The 15,941-nt window shown below is 60.6% G+C and carries 17 protein-coding genes; 6 read left to right on the forward strand and 11 right to left on the reverse strand.

Features of this window, described 5'->3' with window-relative positions; all coding sequences use genetic code 11:
• Nucleotides 1-24: 24 nt before the first annotated feature.
• From ACS4NR_RS03565 to ACS4NR_RS03580, 4 genes are all read left to right on the forward strand, one after another.
• On the forward strand, nt 25-363 hold the full coding sequence (locus ACS4NR_RS03565; RefSeq protein ID WP_456019104.1) for a YbaB/EbfC family nucleoid-associated protein: 339 nt from the start codon (nt 25-27) through the stop codon (nt 361-363).
• A gap of 264 nt (nt 364-627) precedes the next feature.
• Entirely contained in the window at nt 628-1,662 is a 1,035-nt protein-coding gene (locus ACS4NR_RS03570) for an NADP-dependent oxidoreductase (protein WP_095138663.1), read from the forward strand.
• Nucleotides 1,663-1,728: 66 nt separating this feature from the next.
• A complete protein-coding gene (recR, locus tag ACS4NR_RS03575) occupies nt 1,729-2,331 on the forward strand; it encodes a recombination mediator RecR (RefSeq protein ID WP_003223341.1) in 603 nt (200 codons plus the stop codon).
• A 182-nt stretch (nt 2,332-2,513) separates the two neighbouring features.
• On the forward strand, nt 2,514-3,662 hold the full coding sequence (locus ACS4NR_RS03580) for an acyl-CoA dehydrogenase family protein (RefSeq protein ID WP_456019105.1): 1,149 nt from the start codon (nt 2,514-2,516) through the stop codon (nt 3,660-3,662).
• A 119-nt stretch (nt 3,663-3,781) separates the two neighbouring features.
• On the opposite strand, the gene ACS4NR_RS03585 is transcribed toward ACS4NR_RS03580, so the two are convergent.
• Both ACS4NR_RS03585 and fnr read right to left on the reverse strand, forming a co-directional pair.
• A complete protein-coding gene (locus ACS4NR_RS03585; RefSeq protein ID WP_003223345.1) occupies nt 3,782-4,330 on the reverse strand; it encodes an adenine phosphoribosyltransferase in 549 nt (182 codons plus the stop codon).
• 78 nt (nt 4,331-4,408) lie between these two features.
• Entirely contained in the window at nt 4,409-5,143 is a 735-nt protein-coding gene (fnr, locus tag ACS4NR_RS03590) for a fumarate/nitrate reduction transcriptional regulator Fnr (RefSeq protein ID WP_003223347.1), read from the reverse strand.
• A 155-nt stretch (nt 5,144-5,298) separates the two neighbouring features.
• Between fnr and ACS4NR_RS03595 the strand changes: the two genes are divergently transcribed.
• The gene (locus tag ACS4NR_RS03595; protein WP_166495600.1) at nt 5,299-5,781 is read left to right on the forward strand and encodes a hypothetical protein; all 483 of its coding nucleotides are present in this window, start codon (nt 5,299-5,301) and stop codon (nt 5,779-5,781) included.
• Here the strand turns inward: ACS4NR_RS03595 and hemN are convergent.
• The 7 genes from hemN to ACS4NR_RS03630 form a co-directional block, all read right to left on the reverse strand.
• Nucleotides 5,778-7,160, reverse strand: a complete 1,383-nt coding sequence (gene hemN / locus ACS4NR_RS03600) for an oxygen-independent coproporphyrinogen III oxidase (protein WP_047599083.1) — start codon at nt 7,158-7,160, stop codon at nt 5,778-5,780. The genes ACS4NR_RS03595 and hemN overlap by 4 nt on opposite strands.
• Nucleotides 7,161-7,330: 170 nt before the next feature.
• Nucleotides 7,331-8,014 carry a sulfite exporter TauE/SafE family protein gene (locus ACS4NR_RS03605; RefSeq protein WP_097087645.1) on the reverse strand — a complete coding sequence of 228 codons (684 nt, stop codon included), beginning with the start codon at nt 8,012-8,014 and terminating at the stop codon, nt 7,331-7,333.
• The gene (ccoS, locus tag ACS4NR_RS03610) at nt 8,007-8,219 is read right to left on the reverse strand and encodes a cbb3-type cytochrome oxidase assembly protein CcoS (protein ID WP_025110359.1); all 213 of its coding nucleotides are present in this window, start codon (nt 8,217-8,219) and stop codon (nt 8,007-8,009) included. The genes ACS4NR_RS03605 and ccoS overlap by 8 nt, the downstream gene beginning before the upstream one ends.
• Before the next feature lie 22 nt (nt 8,220-8,241).
• Nucleotides 8,242-10,692: a heavy metal translocating P-type ATPase gene (locus ACS4NR_RS03615; protein ID WP_456019106.1), complete on the reverse strand. Its 2,451-nt coding sequence runs from the start codon at nt 10,690-10,692 to the stop codon at nt 8,242-8,244.
• A gap of 173 nt (nt 10,693-10,865) precedes the next feature.
• Nucleotides 10,866-11,405, reverse strand: a complete 540-nt coding sequence (locus tag ACS4NR_RS03620; RefSeq protein WP_150369775.1) for a FixH family protein — start codon at nt 11,403-11,405, stop codon at nt 10,866-10,868.
• 11 nt (nt 11,406-11,416) lie between these two features.
• The gene (ccoG, locus tag ACS4NR_RS03625) at nt 11,417-12,832 is read right to left on the reverse strand and encodes a cytochrome c oxidase accessory protein CcoG (RefSeq protein ID WP_095138670.1); all 1,416 of its coding nucleotides are present in this window, start codon (nt 12,830-12,832) and stop codon (nt 11,417-11,419) included.
• Between the two features lie 222 nt (nt 12,833-13,054).
• Nucleotides 13,055-13,405 carry a PIN domain-containing protein gene (locus ACS4NR_RS03630; protein WP_456019107.1) on the reverse strand — a complete coding sequence of 117 codons (351 nt, stop codon included), beginning with the start codon at nt 13,403-13,405 and terminating at the stop codon, nt 13,055-13,057.
• Nucleotides 13,406-13,710: 305 nt separating this feature from the next.
• On the opposite strand from ACS4NR_RS03630, the gene ACS4NR_RS03635 reads away from it, so the two are divergent.
• A complete protein-coding gene (locus ACS4NR_RS03635) occupies nt 13,711-14,715 on the forward strand; it encodes a metallophosphoesterase (protein WP_456019108.1) in 1,005 nt (334 codons plus the stop codon).
• 56 nt (nt 14,716-14,771) lie between these two features.
• Here ACS4NR_RS03635 and ccoP read toward each other — a convergent pair whose 3' ends face one another.
• Both ccoP and ACS4NR_RS03645 read right to left on the reverse strand, forming a co-directional pair.
• On the reverse strand, nt 14,772-15,755 hold the full coding sequence (gene ccoP, locus ACS4NR_RS03640; protein WP_456019109.1) for a cytochrome-c oxidase, cbb3-type subunit III: 984 nt from the start codon (nt 15,753-15,755) through the stop codon (nt 14,772-14,774).
• Entirely contained in the window at nt 15,752-15,937 is a 186-nt protein-coding gene (locus ACS4NR_RS03645) for a CcoQ/FixQ family Cbb3-type cytochrome c oxidase assembly chaperone (protein WP_003175465.1), read from the reverse strand. The genes ccoP and ACS4NR_RS03645 overlap by 4 nt, the downstream gene beginning before the upstream one ends.
• Nucleotides 15,938-15,941: the final 4 nt, after the last annotated feature.

Raw genomic sequence — 15,941 nt, forward strand, 5'->3', positions numbered from 1 at the left:
CCAAGTACTTTTGAGGTGATTCCCATGATGAAAGGTGGCATGGCCGGCCTGATGAAGCAGGCGCAGCAGATGCAGGAAAAAATGGCCAAGATGCAGGAAGAACTGGCCAACGCCGAAGTCACCGGCAAGGCTGGTGGCGATATGGTCACCGTGGTGATGACCGGTCGTCACGACGTGAAAAGCGTCAGCATCGACCCAAACCTGGTTGAAGGCCTGAGCGAAGACGACAAGGAAATGCTCGAAGCCGTGGTCGCCGCCGCCGTCAACGACGCCGTGCGCAAGATCGAAGCCAACAGCCAGGAAAAAATGGGCAGCATGACCGCCGGCATGAACCTGCCAGCAGGTATGAAACTGCCGTTCTGATTCGCCTTTGCGGGTTGGATGAGCTACAAAAAGTGCCAGGCATCGCGCCTGGCATTTTTGTTTCTGCCTGAGTGTCATGTGTTGGCAGAGCTGACGCTTTCGCGAGCAAGCCCGCTCCCACCTTTGGAATGTGTTCTTCCTGTGGGAGCGGGCTTGCTCGCGAAGGCGTCGACTCGGCCTGACTGAAGAAACATCGAACCCACCACCGCCGCCAAAGGTCTGCTCCCTATACCGCCGAATTCATCATTCACAGGAGACGCTGACATGTCCGACCCTCTGACCCTCAATCAACGCTTCGTCCTCGCCTCGCGCCCGGTCGGCGCGCCGACTCCGGAAAACTTCCGTCTGGAGCGCGAAGCGTTGCCGGATCTCGAAGACGGCCAGGTGTTGCTGAAAACCCTGTACCTGTCACTGGACCCTTACATGCGCGGACGCATGAGTGACGCGCCGTCCTACGCCGCGCCGGTACAAATCGGCGAAGTGATGACCGGTGGCGCTGTCAGCCGTGTCGAGAACTCCCGTCATCCGAAATTCCACCAGGGCGATCTGGTGGTCGGCCTCACCGGCTGGCAGAGCCACAGCATCAGCGACGGGCGCAACATCATGCCGATTCCGTCCGGCCTGCCGAGCCCGTCAATGGCCCTTGGTGTGCTGGGCATGCCGGGGATGACCGCGTACATGGGCTTGATCGACATTGGTCAGCCGAAAGAGGGCGAGACCCTGGTGGTCGCTGCGGCGTCCGGTGCCGTCGGCTCGGTGGTCGGTCAGGTAGCGAAGATCAAGGGCCTGCGCGCCGTGGGTGTGGCCGGTGGCGCCGACAAATGCAAATACGTGGTCGAAGAGCTGGGGTTTGATGCCTGCATCGATCACAAGGCGCCGGACTTTGCCGAACAACTGGCCAAGGCTTGCCCGAATGGCATCGACATCTATTACGAAAACGTCGGCGGGCATGTGTTCGACGCCGTGGTGCCGTTGCTCAATCCCAAGGCGCGGATCCCGCTGTGCGGGCTGATTGCCGGTTACAACGCCACTGAAGCGCCGCAAGGCCCGGATCGTCTGCCAATGCTGCAGCGTACGTTGCTGACCAAGCGCGTGCGGATTCAGGGCTTCATCGTGTTTGATGACTACGGCGACCGTCAGCCGGAATTCATCAGCCACATGGTGCCGTGGGTGCGCGACGGCAAGGTCAAATTCCGTGAAGACGTTGTGGAAGGCCTGGAGCAGGCGCCCGAGGCGTTTATCGGTCTGCTGGAGGGGCGCAACTTCGGCAAACTGGTGGTGAAGGTTGCCCAAGACTGAGCATTTGACGCTGGCCAGAGGCGCGGGTATAAACCGCGTCTCGTTGTTTTGTCGGACTTTTTACCCATGAGCTTCAGCCCTTTGATTCGCCAACTGATCGACGCCCTGCGCACCTTGCCGGGCGTGGGTCAGAAAACCGCCCAGCGCATGGCGTTGCAGTTGCTCGAACGTGACCGCAGCGGCGGCACGCGCCTGGCCCAGGCTTTGAGCCAGGCCATGGAAGGGGTGGGTCACTGCCGTCAGTGCCGCACGTTGACCGAAGACGATCTGTGCCCGCAATGCGCCGACACGCGCCGCGACGACACGCTGCTGTGCGTGGTGGAAGGGCCGATGGACGTCTACGCGGTGGAGCAAACCGGTTTCCGTGGACGCTACTTCGTGCTCAAGGGCCACCTGTCGCCGCTCGACGGTCTCGGGCCGGAAGCCATTGGCATTCCGCAGTTGATGGCGCGCATTGAAGAGGCGGGCACTTTTACTGAAGTCATCCTCGCAACCAACCCGACGGTGGAAGGTGAGGCGACCGCGCATTACATCGCTCAGCTGCTCAGCAACAAAGGCCTGATCGCCTCGCGGATTGCCCACGGCGTGCCGCTGGGTGGGGAGCTGGAGTTGGTGGATGGCGGGACGCTGGCGCATTCGTTTGCCGGGCGTAAACCGATTTCCCTCTGAGTTCAGCGGTGCCTTGACTGGCGCCTTCGCGAGCAAGCCCGCTCCCACATTGGAATGCATTCTCCTGTGGGAGCGGGCTTGCTCGCGAATGGCGCACCTCGGTGTGACTGATTCACACAAACATATTGAAAACCAAGCAAGCGCTCGGTTAACGTCGGCCAACCCTTCGATGGAGTTCGCCGATGCCTGCCTTCCAGGAATACTTCGACCCCAGCCACCAAATGGTCCGCGACAGCGTCAGACGTTTCGTCGAGCGCGAGATCTTGCCGGACATCGATGCGTGGGAAGAAGCCGAAGGCTTTCCCCGTGAGCTGTACCTGAAGGCCGGGGCAGCGGGGATTCTCGGTATCGGTTATCCCGAAGCGCTGGGCGGCAGCCACGAAGGTGATGTGTTCGCCAAAGTCGCCGCCAGCGAAGAGCTGATGCGCTGTGGCTCCGGTGGTCTGGTCGCCGGCCTCGGTTCGCTGGATATCGGTCTGCCACCGATCGTCAAATGGGCCCGGCCCGAGGTGCGCGACCGCGTGGTGCCAGCAGTGCTCAGCGGCGAGAAAATCAGCGCCCTGGCGGTCACCGAGCCCGGCGGCGGTTCCGACGTCGCCAACCTGCAAACCCGCGCCGTGCGTGACGGCGAGTTCTACCGGGTCAGCGGCAGCAAAACCTTCATCACCAGCGGCGTACGTGCCGATTTTTACACCGTCGCGGTGCGCACCGGCGCGCCGGGTTTTGGCGGCATCAGCCTGCTGTTGATCGAGAAGGGCACCCCAGGCTTCACCGTAGGCCGCCAGCTGAAGAAGATGGGCTGGTGGGCCTCGGATACCGCTGAACTGTTCTTCGACGCCTGTCGGGTGCCTGTGGGCAATCTGATCGGCGCCGAGAACATGGGCTTCGCCTGCATCATGGGCAATTTTCAGAGCGAACGATTGGCACTGGCGCTGATGGCTAACATGACCTCGCAGCTCGCGCTCGAAGAAGCGCTGAAATGGGCGCGCGAGCGTGAGGCCTTCGGCAAACCCATCGGCAAATTTCAGGTGATCAAGCACCGGCTGGCCGAGATGGCCACGGCGCTGGAAGTATCGCGCGAGTTCACCTACCGCCAGGCGGCGAAAATGGCGGCGGGGCAGAGCGTGATCAAGGAGATTTCTATGGCCAAGAACGTTGCCACGGACACGTCGGACCGGATCACCACCGAGGCAGTGCAGATTCTTGGCGGCCTGGGTTATATGCGCGAAAGCCTGGTGGAGCGGCTGTATCGGGATAACCGCATTCTGTCGATAGGCGGCGGGACGCGGGAGGTGATGAACGAGATTATCAGCAAGCAAATGGGACTTTAGGTTTGCGGTGAGGCTGCCGGCCCCTTCGCGAGCAAGCCCGCTCCCACATTGGATCTGTGGCGTTCACAAATCCCCTGTGGGAGCGGGCTTGCTCGCGAAGGCGGCAGTACAGACGCCGCTTACTTGTCAGTCAAAGCAAACTGCGTCAGACAGAAAGTAGGGATGCCCATATCTTCCAGACGCTGCGAACCCCCCAGCTCCGGCAGATCGATAATCGCCGCCGCCTCATGCACCCGCGCGCCCATGCGGCGTATCAGGTTGGCCGCAGCGATCAGCGTGCCGCCAGTGGCGATCAAATCATCGAACATCACCACCGAATCGCCTTCACACAGGCTGTCGGCGTGCACTTCGAGGAAGGCTTCGCCGTACTCGGTCGCGTAACCTTCGGCCAGCACGTCCGCCGGCAGTTTGCCTTGCTTGCGGAACAGCACCAGCGGCTTGTTCAACTGATAGGCCAGCACCGAGCCGATCAGGAAGCCGCGCGCATCCATCGCGCCGATGTGGGTGAAGTCGGCTTCCACGTAACGGTGGGCGAAGCTGTCCATCACCAGGCGCAGGGCCTTGGGCGACTGGAACAGCGGGGTGATGTCGCGAAAGATCACGCCCGGTTTCGGGAAGTCGATCACGGGGCGGATCAGGGATTTGATGTCGAAGGAATCGAAGACCATCGTCGAGGTGTCCTGGCAGGGCTGCAAACGGCGCAGTATACCCGCGGCTGAAACGCTTCGCTCAACCGCGGATCGAGATCAGCCCTCGAGGGAGCCGCCGGCCAGGGCGCAAAGCTGGATCGGGTCGAGGATGTGGATCTCTTTGCCCTCGGCGGCGATCAGTTCGTTCTGCTGGAAGCGGGTGAACACCCGCGACACGGTTTCCACCGCCAGGCCCAGATAATTGCCGATTTCGTTGCGCGACATACTCAGACGGAACTGGTTGGCCGAGAACCCGCGAGCACGGAAGCGTGCCGACAGATTGACCAGGAACGTGGCGATGCGCTCATCGGCGGTTTTTTTCGACAGCAGCAGCATCATTTGCTGGTCGTCACGGATTTCGCGGCTCATCACCCGCATCAACTGACGACGCAGTTGCGGCAGTTGCAGGGCCAGTTCATCAAGGCGTTCGAAAGGAATTTCACAGACCGAGGTGGTTTCCAGCGCCTGAGCCGACACTGGGTGTTTTTCGGTGTCCATGCCGGACAGGCCGACCAGTTCGCTCGGCAGGTGGAAACCGGTGAGCTGTTCTTCGCCGCTGTCGCTCAGGCTGAAGGTCTTCAGGGCGCCGGAGCGTACTGCATAAACGGAATCGAAGGTGTCGCCCTGGCGGAACAGGAACTCACCCTTTTTCAACGGGCGGCCACGTTTTACGATTTCGTCCAGCGCATCCATGTCTTCCAGATTCAGAGAAAGTGGCAGGCATAGAGGGGCCAGGCTGCAATCCTTGCAATGGGCCTGGTTGTGAGCGCGCAGTTTGACTGGCTCGGACATTTCTTAAATCCTTGTGGGAAAACACACATAAGCCGTAAGGGTAACCCACGGGAGGACATTCAGGCCAGTCTGCGGCGAGTTTGTCCCACGGGCGTAAAGCCGCAGGGCAAGTGGCCGATAAAGGGGTATCACCACGCATGCAAGGAATCGCTTCGATGGCCGCCATTGACACGCTGAACCCCGGTAACAGCGGCGTTGCGTCTGCGCCGAGCACCGCCAGGACAGGGACCAGTGACGAGCAGAATGCCGCCTCTGCGCCGTTGGCAACCCCGACCTTGGTCGAGGGCGTCAAAGTGTCGCTGTCCGGCGCCTCCATCGAAAAATCCTTCAGCGTCGGTGGCGAGAACAGCGACATCGAAGACAGCGGCTTGCCCGAGAATGTCCAGCAGTTGCTGAAGATGATCCGCAAACTGCAAAAAGAGATCGCCGAGAAGAAAGCCCGGATGGCGGCGGTCATGTCCGACAGAACCCTGACCAATGAAGCCAAAGTCAATATGCTCGCCGCGCTGCGCGGTGCCATCGCCGCGCTGAATACCGGGCTGATCAGCGCCAATCTGGCCCTGTCCAAAGTCATGGATCAGTCCGGCCTCACTTCCGAGCAGAACCTCAAGCTCGGCTCACTGCTGACGAAAAACTAGATCACCCGCGAGAAACGCTGGCGGTTCTGCTGTTCCAGATACGCGTCGAACACCATGCACACCGAGCGCACCAGCAGGCGTCCGGCAGGCAACACTTCGATGCGTTCGCGCTCCAGCTTGATCAGCCCGTCATTGGCCATGCCTTGCAGTTGCGGCCACAGCGCGCCGAAATAGCCCTGAAAATCAATGTTGAACGCTTGCTCGATTTCGGCGAATTCCAGGCTGAAATTGCAGATCAGTTGCTGGATCACGGCACGCCGCAGGCGATCGTCGGCATTGCACACCAGGCCACGGCTGGTCGCCAGTTGCGCGGCGGCGAGGGTGTTCTGGTACTGGTTCAGATCGCTATTGTTCTGGCAGTAGAGATCGCCGATCTGGCTGATCGCCGACACCCCCAGACCAATCAGGTCGCAATGGCCGTGGGTGGTGTAGCCCTGAAAGTTGCGTTGTAGGGTCTGTTCTTCCTGAGCAATCGCCAGCTCATCGTCGGGCAGGGCGAAGTGATCCATGCCGATGTAGCGGTAGCCGGCGGCGGTCAGTTGTTCGATGGTGCGCTGGAGCATCTCGAGTTTTTGCGCAGGGCTTGGCAGCTCATGGCTGTTGATCCGCCGCTGCGGCATGAAGCGCTCCGGCAGGTGCGCATAATTGAACACCGAGAGTCGGTCCGGTTGCAGGCTGATGACTTCCTCGACGGTGCGCGCGAAGTTCTCCGGTGTCTGCTTGGGCAGACCGTAGATCAGGTCGATGTTGATCGAGCGAAATTGCAGGGTGCGCGCGGCGTCGATTACTGCGCGGGTTTCTTCCAGGCTCTGTAGGCGATTGACCGCCCGTTGTACCGCCGGATCAAGGTCTTGCAGGCCGATGCTGACCCGATTGAAGCCGAGTTCGCGCAGCAGGCCCATGGTCGACCAGTCGGCCTCGCGTGGGTCGATCTCGATGCCGTAGTCGCCGGAATCGTCATCCAGCAGATTGAAGTGTTTGCGCAGGTGCGCCATCAACTGCCGCAGTTCGTCGTGGCTGAGAAAGGTCGGGGTGCCGCCGCCGAAGTGCAGTTGCTCGACTTTCTGCGCCGGTTCCAGGTGGCAGGCGATCAACTGGATTTCCTGCTCCAGCCGTTGCAGATACGGCTGCGCTCGCCCGCGATCCTTGGTGATGACCTTGTTGCAGGCGCAGTAATAGCAAATGTTCGCGCAGAACGGCACGTGCACGTACAGCGACAATGGGCGCAACGCCTTGCGGCTGTCGCGCAGGGCATGGAACAGGTCGAAGGTGCCGACCTGGCTGTTGAATTGCACGGCCGTCGGGTACGAGGTGTAGCGCGGCCCCGCCAGGTCGTAGCGGCGGATCAGATCAGTGTCCCAACGAATGGCGTCGAGCATGCGGGCATTCCCCCGGATAGGCTGGCAGTGTGGCGAGTCTATCGGGGTGCGGCGACGGGGCTGTTGATTTGCATCAAGAGCATAAGAGCAAAAGATCGCAGCCTGCGGCAGCTCCTACATTTGGAATCTGTTCCCCTGTAGGAGCTGCCGAAGGCTGCGATCTTTTGCTGTTAATGGCCCATCAACCAATGTTGGTGAGGGCCCGGAAGCGTCCAGATTCCGAACACAATCACCAGCAGGCCCCCGGCCATGCGCACGCTTCGTTTGCGCAGTAACGCTGTCACCCGCTCGGCCGCCAGCCCGGTCGCCAGCAGCACCGGCCATGTGCCCAGCCCGAACGCCAGCATCAACAGCGCACTGTCCAGCGCATTACCCTGGCTCGCCGACCACAGCAGCGTGCTGTAAACCAGTCCACACGGCAGCCAGCCCCACAGCGCGCCGAGCAATAACGCACGGGGCAGTGTCGACACCGGCAGCAAGCGATTGGCCACCGGCTGAATGTAACGCCACAAACCACGACCCAGGCTTTCGATGCGGGTCAGGCCGCTCCACCAGCCGGCCAGATACAGGCCCATGGCGATCAGCAGCAACCCGGCGAGAATTCGCATGACCATCGCCGCCGGGCTGTTCGCCACCGCCCAACCGGCGAGGCCGATCAGCAAACCGGCGGTCGCGTAACTGAGGATGCGTCCGAGGTTGTACGCCAGCAGCAGACGAAAGCGTCGGCTGCGCTGCTCCTTGGGAATCGCCAGGGTCAGCGCGCCCATCAGGCCGCCGCACATGCCCAGGCAATGCCCGCCACCGAGCAGGCCGAGGATCAGTGCCGAGACCAGCAGAGGCGCCAGCTCAAGCATGGGGTGGCGCCTTGTCCTGCGGTTTGTCGGATTTGGCTTCGTCCACGGCGGCGGTGTGGTTCGGGTCCTGATCATCGAACAGGATGCTGTGGGCCGGGCCATCGAGGTCGTCGTACTGTCCGCTGTCCACCGCCCAGAAAAAGATGTACACGGCGATGGCCACGATCAGCAGGGCGGCCGGGATCATCACGTAAAGAGCTGGCATCGGTACTCCAGGCCCGCGCGGCTCAGGCCGGCAACGGGCGGGTTTCTGAACGGGTGCCGGCGGCCGGCGCGCTCGGCAGGCGAGTCAGGCGCAGGGCGTTGAGCACCACGGTCAACGAACTGATCGACATGCCGACCGCCGCCCATACCGGAGTGATCCAGCCGAGGGCGGCGAACGGCAACATGAGGCCATTGTACAGCGCTGCCCACAGCAGGTTCTCGATGATTACCCGACGGGTTCTGCGCGCTAAGGTAAAGGCTTGTACCAGCGCGTCGAGGCGGTTGGACAGCAGCACCGCGTCGGCGCTGGTTTTCGCCAGATCGGTGGCCGAACCCATGGCCACGCTGATGTCGGCAGCAGCCAGCACCGGCACGTCGTTCACACCATCGCCGAGCATCAACACCTTGCGTCCTTCTTGATGAAGCTGTTGCAGCACCTGCAATTTGTCGTCCGGACGCAGACCGCCACGGGCTTCGTCGATACCCAGTTCGGCGGCGACGCTGGCGACCATCGGCGAGCTGTCGCCGGACAACAGCAGCGTGCGCCAGCCACGGGCCTTGCAGGCGGCGAGCAGGGCGGGCGCATCGTCGCGCAGGCGATCGTCGAGAACGAACCACGCCAGCGGCCCTTGATCGTCCCCCAACAGCAGCCACTGACCCGGTTCATCCGGCATCGCCGGCAACGGCGAACCGCTGAGGGCGCAGACAAACTCGGCCTGACCAATGCGCAAACGCTGCGCGCCGACCAGCCCTTCGAGGCCAAGTCCCGGCGTGCTGTGCACTTCTTCAGCCGCCAGTGGCGCGCGCCCGAAGGCACGAGCAATCGGGTGTTCCGAACGATTTTCCAATGCGGCGGCAAGGCTCAGGCACTGGTCACTGTTCAACGCGCCCAGTGGACGGATCGAACGCAAAACCAGCCGCCCCTCGGTGAGCGTGCCGGTCTTGTCGAAGATCACCGTGTCGATCTGGTTCAGGCCTTCCAGCACATGGCCGCGTGTCAGCAACAGGCCGAGTTTGTGCAGGGTGCCAGTGGCGGCGGTCAACGCCGTCGGGGTTGCCAGCGACAGCGCACAAGGGCAGGTCGCCACCAGCATCGCCAGGACGATCCAGAACGCCCGCGACGAATCCAGCTGCCACCACAACAGGCCGATCGCTGCGGCCGCAATCAGCGACAACAGCAGGAACCACTGCGCAGCGCGGTCGGCGATTTCCGCCAATCGCGGTTTCTCGGCCTGGGCGCGATCAAGCAGACGGACGATGGCCGACAGGCGCGTGTCCTGACCCAGTGCCAGTACCTCGACGGTGAGTGCGCCTTCGACATTCAGCGTACCAGCGGTCACCGCATCGCCCAGCGTGCGCGGTTGCGGCAGGTATTCGCCGGTCAGCAGCGATTCGTCGATGCTCGACTGGCCGTCGAGGATCTTGCCATCCGCCGGGAGGATCGAACCCGGTTGCACCAGCACCCGGTCGCCCAGGCGCAATTCGCTGAGCAGGATGCGTTCGCTCTGGCCATTGGCGTCGAGGCGCAGGCACGAGGCGGGCAACAGGTTCACAAGCTGCGCGGTGGCAGCGGCGGTACGTTCGCGGGCGCGGCGTTCCAGATAGCGCCCGGCGAGCAGGAACAGTGCAAACATCCCGACCGCATCGAAATACAGTTCGCCGACCCCGGTGATCGAGGTCCAGATCCCGGCGATGTAGGCGCTGCCGATCGCCAGTGACACCGAGACGTCCATGGTCAGGTGGCGGGTGCGCAGATCGCGCATCGCACCTTTGAAAAACGGCGCGCAGCTGTAGAACACGATCGGTGTGGTCAGGAACAGCGCGACCCAGCGCAGGATCGTGTGCAGTTCGGGGCTGAGGTCGATGTTGAATTCCGGCCAGGTCGCCATGGTCGCCATCATTGCCTGGAACCACAGCAATCCGGCGACGCCGAGCTGGCGCAGGGCGAGGCGGTTTTCGCTGGCCAGTTGTTCGCTGGCGCGGTCGGCCTGATACGGATGGGCGGCGTAACCGATGTGGCGCAGCTCGGCGAGGATCTGGCTCAGCGGTAACTGTGCGTCGGCCCATCGCACATGCAGGCGATGGTTGGACAGGTTCAGCCGCGCCTCGGCCACTGCCGGCAGGCTGCGCAGGTGTTTCTCGATCAGCCAGCCGCAGGCGGCGCAACTGATGCCTTCCATCAACAGGGTGGTTTCGGCGAGTTCGCCCTCGTGACGGACGAAGGGTTTTTGCACGTCGGCGCGGTCGTACAGCACCAGTTCATCGGTCAATTGCACCGGCAAGGCTTCGGGATTGGCCGAAGCTTCGCTGCGATGCTGGTAATAGCTTTCCAGACCACCGGCGACGATGGCTTCGGCCACGGCCTGGCAGCCGGGGCAGCAGAACTCGCGGGACTCCCCGAGCACGACGGCGGTGAAGCGACTGCCTGACGGGACGGGCAGGGCGCAGTGGTAGCAGGGGAGTGGGGTGGTCATTTAGTTGGCCATAAAAGCGATATTGGCAAAACTGACTTGGCTTTTGTGGCGAGGGGATTTATCCCCGATCGGCTGCGTAGCAGTCGTTAAGCTTGCGCGCGCAATGCCTGAAAGAAAGCAGGGGGCGCTGCGCGCCCCATCGGGGATAAATCCCCTCGCCACAGTGCAGATTTTTATTTATCCAGGTCTTCGGCGCCCTGCAGCGGTTCATCACCGAGCAGCAGATCCTTGTCGTGGCTGACCTGTTCTTCTTCGAACATGCGCCACACGTGGTCGTCCTGCGTGCCCAGCAATTCGACAAAACGCCGGCCTTCGACCTTGTCACCGAGCTGGCCAATGTAACGGCCGGTTTCGGTTTCGCTGCGGGTCAGGACGATCTTGCGATCCTTCTCCGGCTGGGTCGGCGAGATCAGGTTCAGTTCCAGGGTTTTCGGCTGGCTGTCGCCGCTCAGGCGCAGGTCGACTTCGCCGGTCAGGTCATCCAGATGCACGCTGGCGCGCATCTTCAGATCCTGCGCCAGCAGCTCGCGATCCAGCGAGCGGTTGATGCCTTTGCCGGCCTCGTAGTAGTTGTCGTTGACCAGGTTGTCCGGGTTGTTCACCGCAATGGTCACCATCGACAGGGTCAAGGTCACCGAACAGGCCAGAATCCCGATGATGATCCATGGCCAAAGGTGCTTGTACCAAGGGCTGGCGGCGTTTGCTGCGGGCATGTTCAGTTCTCTCAACGGGTTTGTGGGCCGATGAATCGGCTCTTGGCTTCTACGTGAACGCTGTCGTCATCGGCATCCTTGAGGATGAATTTCACCTCGTTGGTGCTTGATGGCAATTGTTCCGGTGCGCTCGACAACTCCACCGGCATGCTGAAGATTTCGCCGGCCGGGACCTTGATCTCGCGTTTGCCCTGCAGGCGCAGATCCGGCAGACCGGCGGCTTCCAGCACGTAAGTGTGGTCGCGCTGATCCTTGTTCATGATCTTCAGGCTGTAGACGTTTTCGATCCGGCCTTCGGCGTTCTCGCGGTACAGCACGCGATCCTTGCTGACGTCGAAGCCGACCAGCGAACGCATGAAGAACGCGGTCACCAGCAGGCTGATCATTGCCAGCAGCACCACCGCGTAGCCAATCAGGCGTGGCCGCAGTTTATGGGTTTTCTGGCCGGACAGGTTGTGTTCGGTGGTGTAGCTAATGAGGCCACGCGGGTAGTCCATCTTGTCCATGATTGCGTCGCAGGCGTCGATGCACGCGGCGCAACCGATGCACTCGATCTGCAGACCGTCACGGATGTCGATACCGGTCGGGCATACCTGAACGCACATGGTGCAGTCGATGCAATCACCCAGGCCCATGGCCTTGTAATCGACACCTTTCTTGCGCGGGCCACGGCTTTCGCCGCGACGCGGGTCGTAGGAAACGATCAGGGTGTCCTTGTCGAACATCACGCTCTGAAAGCGCGCATACGGACACATGTAGATGCACACTTGCTCGCGCAGCCAACCGGCGTTGCCATAGGTAGCGAGGGTGAAGAAACCGACCCAGAAATACGACCAGCCATCGGCCTGGCCGGTGAAGAACTCGATTACCAGCTCACGGATCGGCGAGAAGTAACCGACAAAGGTCATACCGGTGACGAACCCGATCAGCAGCCACAGCGAATGCTTGGCGAGCTTGCGCAGGAATTTGTTGCCGCTCATTGGCGCTTTATCGAGCTTGATCCGCTGGTTGCGGTCGCCTTCGGTGACCTTCTCGCACCACATGAAAATCCACGTCCATACGCTTTGCGGACAGGTGTAGCCGCACCAGACGCGGCCGGCGTAAACGGTGATGAAGAACAGGCCGAATGCCGCAATGATCAGCAGACCGGACAGCAGAATGAAATCCTGCGGCCAGAAGGTCGCACCAAAGATAAAGAACTTGCGTTCCGGCAGGTTCCACCACACCGCCTGATGCCCGCCCCAGTTCAGCCACACCGTACCGAAATACAACAGGAACAGCGCGGCACCGCCGATCATCCGCAGATTGCGGAACAGGCCGGTGAAGGCACGGGTGTAGATTTTTTCTCGAGAGGCGTAAAGGTCGACGCTGCTGTTCGCGTTTTGGCTCGGTGGTGTGACGTCGTGTACCGGAATCTGGTTGCTCATCATTGCATCCCACGGCAGTGGACAAATGCCTCGGTCGATACGTGCCGACCGCGGTCAGAAAGGGGTGTTGCAGTGGCGCAATGATACGCCTGTCGCTCTAACTCAAGGGTGCGACCTTTGGTCGCGTTGGGAAAAAGGCATTATTGGTGTAGCGAATGCAGCAAAGCCTGATGCAGATCAATTGACTTGTTGAGTATGGACGGTTTTGGGGTGGCGGCTAATTCAATGTTCCCATGGGTTGATCAGGGCGACGCCGCTCGAGCGGAAATCACCGACATTGCGCGTGACCACCGTGAGTCCATGCACCAGGGCCGTGGCAGCGATCAACGCATCGCTTTCATTGGCCTCGTCGGGAACATGCAGGCTGGCACAACGCAGTGTCACCGCGGCATCGACCGGCAGGATTCGGGCTTCGAATGCCGGCATGACGTGACGCGTCAGCCAGCTGCGCAACAGCTTTCCTTGAACAGGATCACGCCGTTCCATTCGCAGTACTCCGGTTTCCAGTTCTTTCAAAGTAATGGCGGAAATGTACAGGCGCGGGGCGATGACGCCTTTGGCCCAACTGACCACATTGGCATCGGAGGCTGATCAACCGGGAGAGGGTTTTTGCTGTCATTCAACATCGCGGCTTCATCCTTGAAGTGGCTCCGATGAGGGTCACCGGGCTGTGGAGGACCCTACAGAGCATAGCGAATCGAGTCCATCAGGCATGTGTCTCAAAGTATTAATTTCGAAGGTGATTTTAATATTCTGGAAATATCATTAGTTAATTAATGGGTTTTGTTTTCTTGTTTTTTTCGAATAGCTTAGTGGCTGTTCTGCAGCGTGTTAGTTGCATGTTCATGTGTCGAAAATTAACGGAATAATGGAATGTTATGAAAATCAAGGAAGTTAAAAACTTTTTCGTGTGTCTGTGCCTGTTGTCACTGACTTCTCTCGCCAGTGCCAATGAAGGTGCTCCGCAACACATGGTGTTCGCCTCGGATCCGCAATACCCGTGGACGGAGAAATCGGACAGTGGTGAAGATGAATCGAGTGCAGATTTCGAGAAGCGCGCGAAATGGCTGGTGGAAACCCAGTTCGCGAGCATTGCCCAGTTCCGCAGCGAGATGGGCGGGCAGGACGCTGTGCCTTTAATGATCAACGGTGACATGACCGCATTCGGCCATGGCTGGCAGCGCTCTTACATCGGTTCGATGCTGAAGAAACACTTTGGTGAACACTTTCTCTACGGTCTGGGTAATCACGATTATCAGAACAACGTGAATGACTGTTTCAGCGAAAATTGTGCAGCGGGCAGTATTGTTGATTACCGTGATCATCATGTCGATAAAGTCGATGAGTTCGATCTGGAAATTACCGGTAGTTTTTTGAACAAGCATTATCTGGGTAGTCTGGCTTATTCAAAGAATATCGGTGAAGTGCACTTGGTGCAGTTGAACAATGAGCCCACTTACACGGTGAAAATTTCCCATGCGTTGAATCCGACCACCTTCGACATCAGGGAGTCGCTGGACTGGCTGGAAAATGATTTGCGAACGGCGCGCGCGCAGGGTTACGCGATCATTATCAACATGCACAAACCCTATGAGTGGAAAGGCAGTTGGGATCAAGAGAAGCGCTTTCGCGAAATGATTGAAAAGTATCAGGTGACGGCGATGTTCGCCGGGCATTTCCACGGCGAGGGTGGCAGCCAGACCTCCATGGGGGGCGTGCCGGTGTTTCTCAGCGGTTCGGCTTCTCAGCAGACGTACCTGACCGCCAGTTTTTCCAAGGATCGCAAGCAATTGGAGGTGAGTCTGGTCGAGGACAATCAGTGGCGCAAACGTACGCCGGTGGCCACCGTGCCGGTGAAGTCGATCTGGGCCAGTGCCCCATAAAAAAATCCCCCGCCAGGGCACTGGCGGGGGATTCTTCATTGCATCAAGCGTTGGCCTTACTGGGCCTCTGCTTCCGGGGCTTTTTCACCGTGGGACAGGCTGTAGACGTAGGCCGCCAGCAGGTGCACCTTGTCGTTGCCTTGCAGTTGTTCCTGCGCAGGCATCTGGCCCTGACGGCCGTAACGGATGGTCTGCTGCAGTTGTGCGAAGCTCGAACCGTAGATGAACGCGCCCGGGTGGGTCAGGTCAGGCGCGCCCATGGCCGGGGTGCCTTTGCCTGCTGGACCGTGGCAGGCCACGCAGTTGGCTGCGAACAGTTTGCCGCCGTTGGCCGGGTCAGCCTTGGTGCCTTCCGGCAGTTTGCGGCCATCGAGTTGGGTCACCACGAAGGCAGCCACGTCGGCTACGCCTTGCTCGCCAATGACGTCGGCCCAGGCCGGCATCACCGCGTGACGACCGCCCATGATGGTGGTCTTGATGGTTTCCGGCTCGCCGCCCCAGCGCCAGTCAGCGTCGGTCAGGTTCGGGAAACCATAGGCGCCCTTGGCGTCGGAACCGTGGCACACCGAGCAGTTGGAGGCGAACAGACGGCCACCCATTTTCAGTGCTTGCGGATCCTTGGCGACTTCCTCGATCGGCATCGCCGCGAACTTGGCGAAGATCGGACCGAATTTAGCGTCCGAGCGGGCCATTTCCTTTTCCCACTCGTGCACGCCGGTCCAGCCGGTCTGGCCGTTGGCGAACGCGGTCTGCTTGTCGTTATCGAGGTAGTTGTAGCCCGGCAGCAGGCCTTTCCAGTTGCCCAGGCCCGGGTACAGCACCAGATAACCCAAGGCAAACACGATGGTGCCCACGAACAGCATGAACCACCATTTCGGCAGCGGGTTGTCGTACTCCTCGATCCCGTCGAAGGAGTGGCCCACCGTCTCGTCCGTCTGCTCGCTGCGCTGGCCCTTGCGGGTCGACAGCAGCAGCCAGGTCAGGGAAAAGATCGTACCGAGACTGAGGACTGTGACGTACAGACTCCAGAATGTAGTCATTCTTTGTTACTCCTAGAAGCTTGCTCGACGTGCTTGATGGCTTCGGGATCATCCGCAAAAGGCAGCAAGGTTGCGTCTTCAAACTCCGACTTGCGCTTGGGGCTGAACACCCACAACGCCAAACCGATGAAGGCCACCATCACGACAACGGTGCCCAGGCCGCGAATCATCCCGATATCCATGAAG

This window comes from Pseudomonas sp. JQ36 (assembly GCF_053851495.1).

Coding starts and splice junctions, on each gene's coding strand:
- fnr (WP_003223347.1), bottom strand. CDS start 5,143: ATGTCCGAGCCAGTCAAACTGCGCGCTCACAACCAGGCCCATTGCAAG.
- ACS4NR_RS03585 (WP_003223345.1), bottom strand. CDS start 4,330: ATGGTCTTCGATTCCTTCGACATCAAATCCCTGATCCGCCCCGTGATC.
- ACS4NR_RS03620 (WP_150369775.1), bottom strand. CDS start 11,405: ATGCCCGCAGCAAACGCCGCCAGCCCTTGGTACAAGCACCTTTGGCCA.
- ACS4NR_RS03565 (WP_456019104.1), top strand. CDS start 25: ATGATGAAAGGTGGCATGGCCGGCCTGATGAAGCAGGCGCAGCAGATG.
- ACS4NR_RS03605 (WP_097087645.1), bottom strand. CDS start 8,014: ATGCTTGAGCTGGCGCCTCTGCTGGTCTCGGCACTGATCCTCGGCCTG.
- ACS4NR_RS03645 (WP_003175465.1), bottom strand. CDS start 15,937: ATGGATATCGGGATGATTCGCGGCCTGGGCACCGTTGTCGTGATGGTG.
- ACS4NR_RS03595 (WP_166495600.1), top strand. CDS start 5,299: ATGGCCGCCATTGACACGCTGAACCCCGGTAACAGCGGCGTTGCGTCT.
- ccoP (WP_456019109.1), bottom strand. CDS start 15,755: ATGACTACATTCTGGAGTCTGTACGTCACAGTCCTCAGTCTCGGTACG.
- ccoG (WP_095138670.1), bottom strand. CDS start 12,832: ATGAGCAACCAGATTCCGGTACACGACGTCACACCACCGAGCCAAAAC.
- ACS4NR_RS03570 (WP_095138663.1), top strand. CDS start 628: ATGTCCGACCCTCTGACCCTCAATCAACGCTTCGTCCTCGCCTCGCGC.
- ccoS (WP_025110359.1), bottom strand. CDS start 8,219: ATGCCAGCTCTTTACGTGATGATCCCGGCCGCCCTGCTGATCGTGGCC.
- recR (WP_003223341.1), top strand. CDS start 1,729: ATGAGCTTCAGCCCTTTGATTCGCCAACTGATCGACGCCCTGCGCACC.
- ACS4NR_RS03615 (WP_456019106.1), bottom strand. CDS start 10,692: ATGACCACCCCACTCCCCTGCTACCACTGCGCCCTGCCCGTCCCGTCA.
- ACS4NR_RS03580 (WP_456019105.1), top strand. CDS start 2,514: ATGCCTGCCTTCCAGGAATACTTCGACCCCAGCCACCAAATGGTCCGC.
- ACS4NR_RS03635 (WP_456019108.1), top strand. CDS start 13,711: ATGAAAATCAAGGAAGTTAAAAACTTTTTCGTGTGTCTGTGCCTGTTG.
- hemN (WP_047599083.1), bottom strand. CDS start 7,160: ATGCTCGACGCCATTCGTTGGGACACTGATCTGATCCGCCGCTACGAC.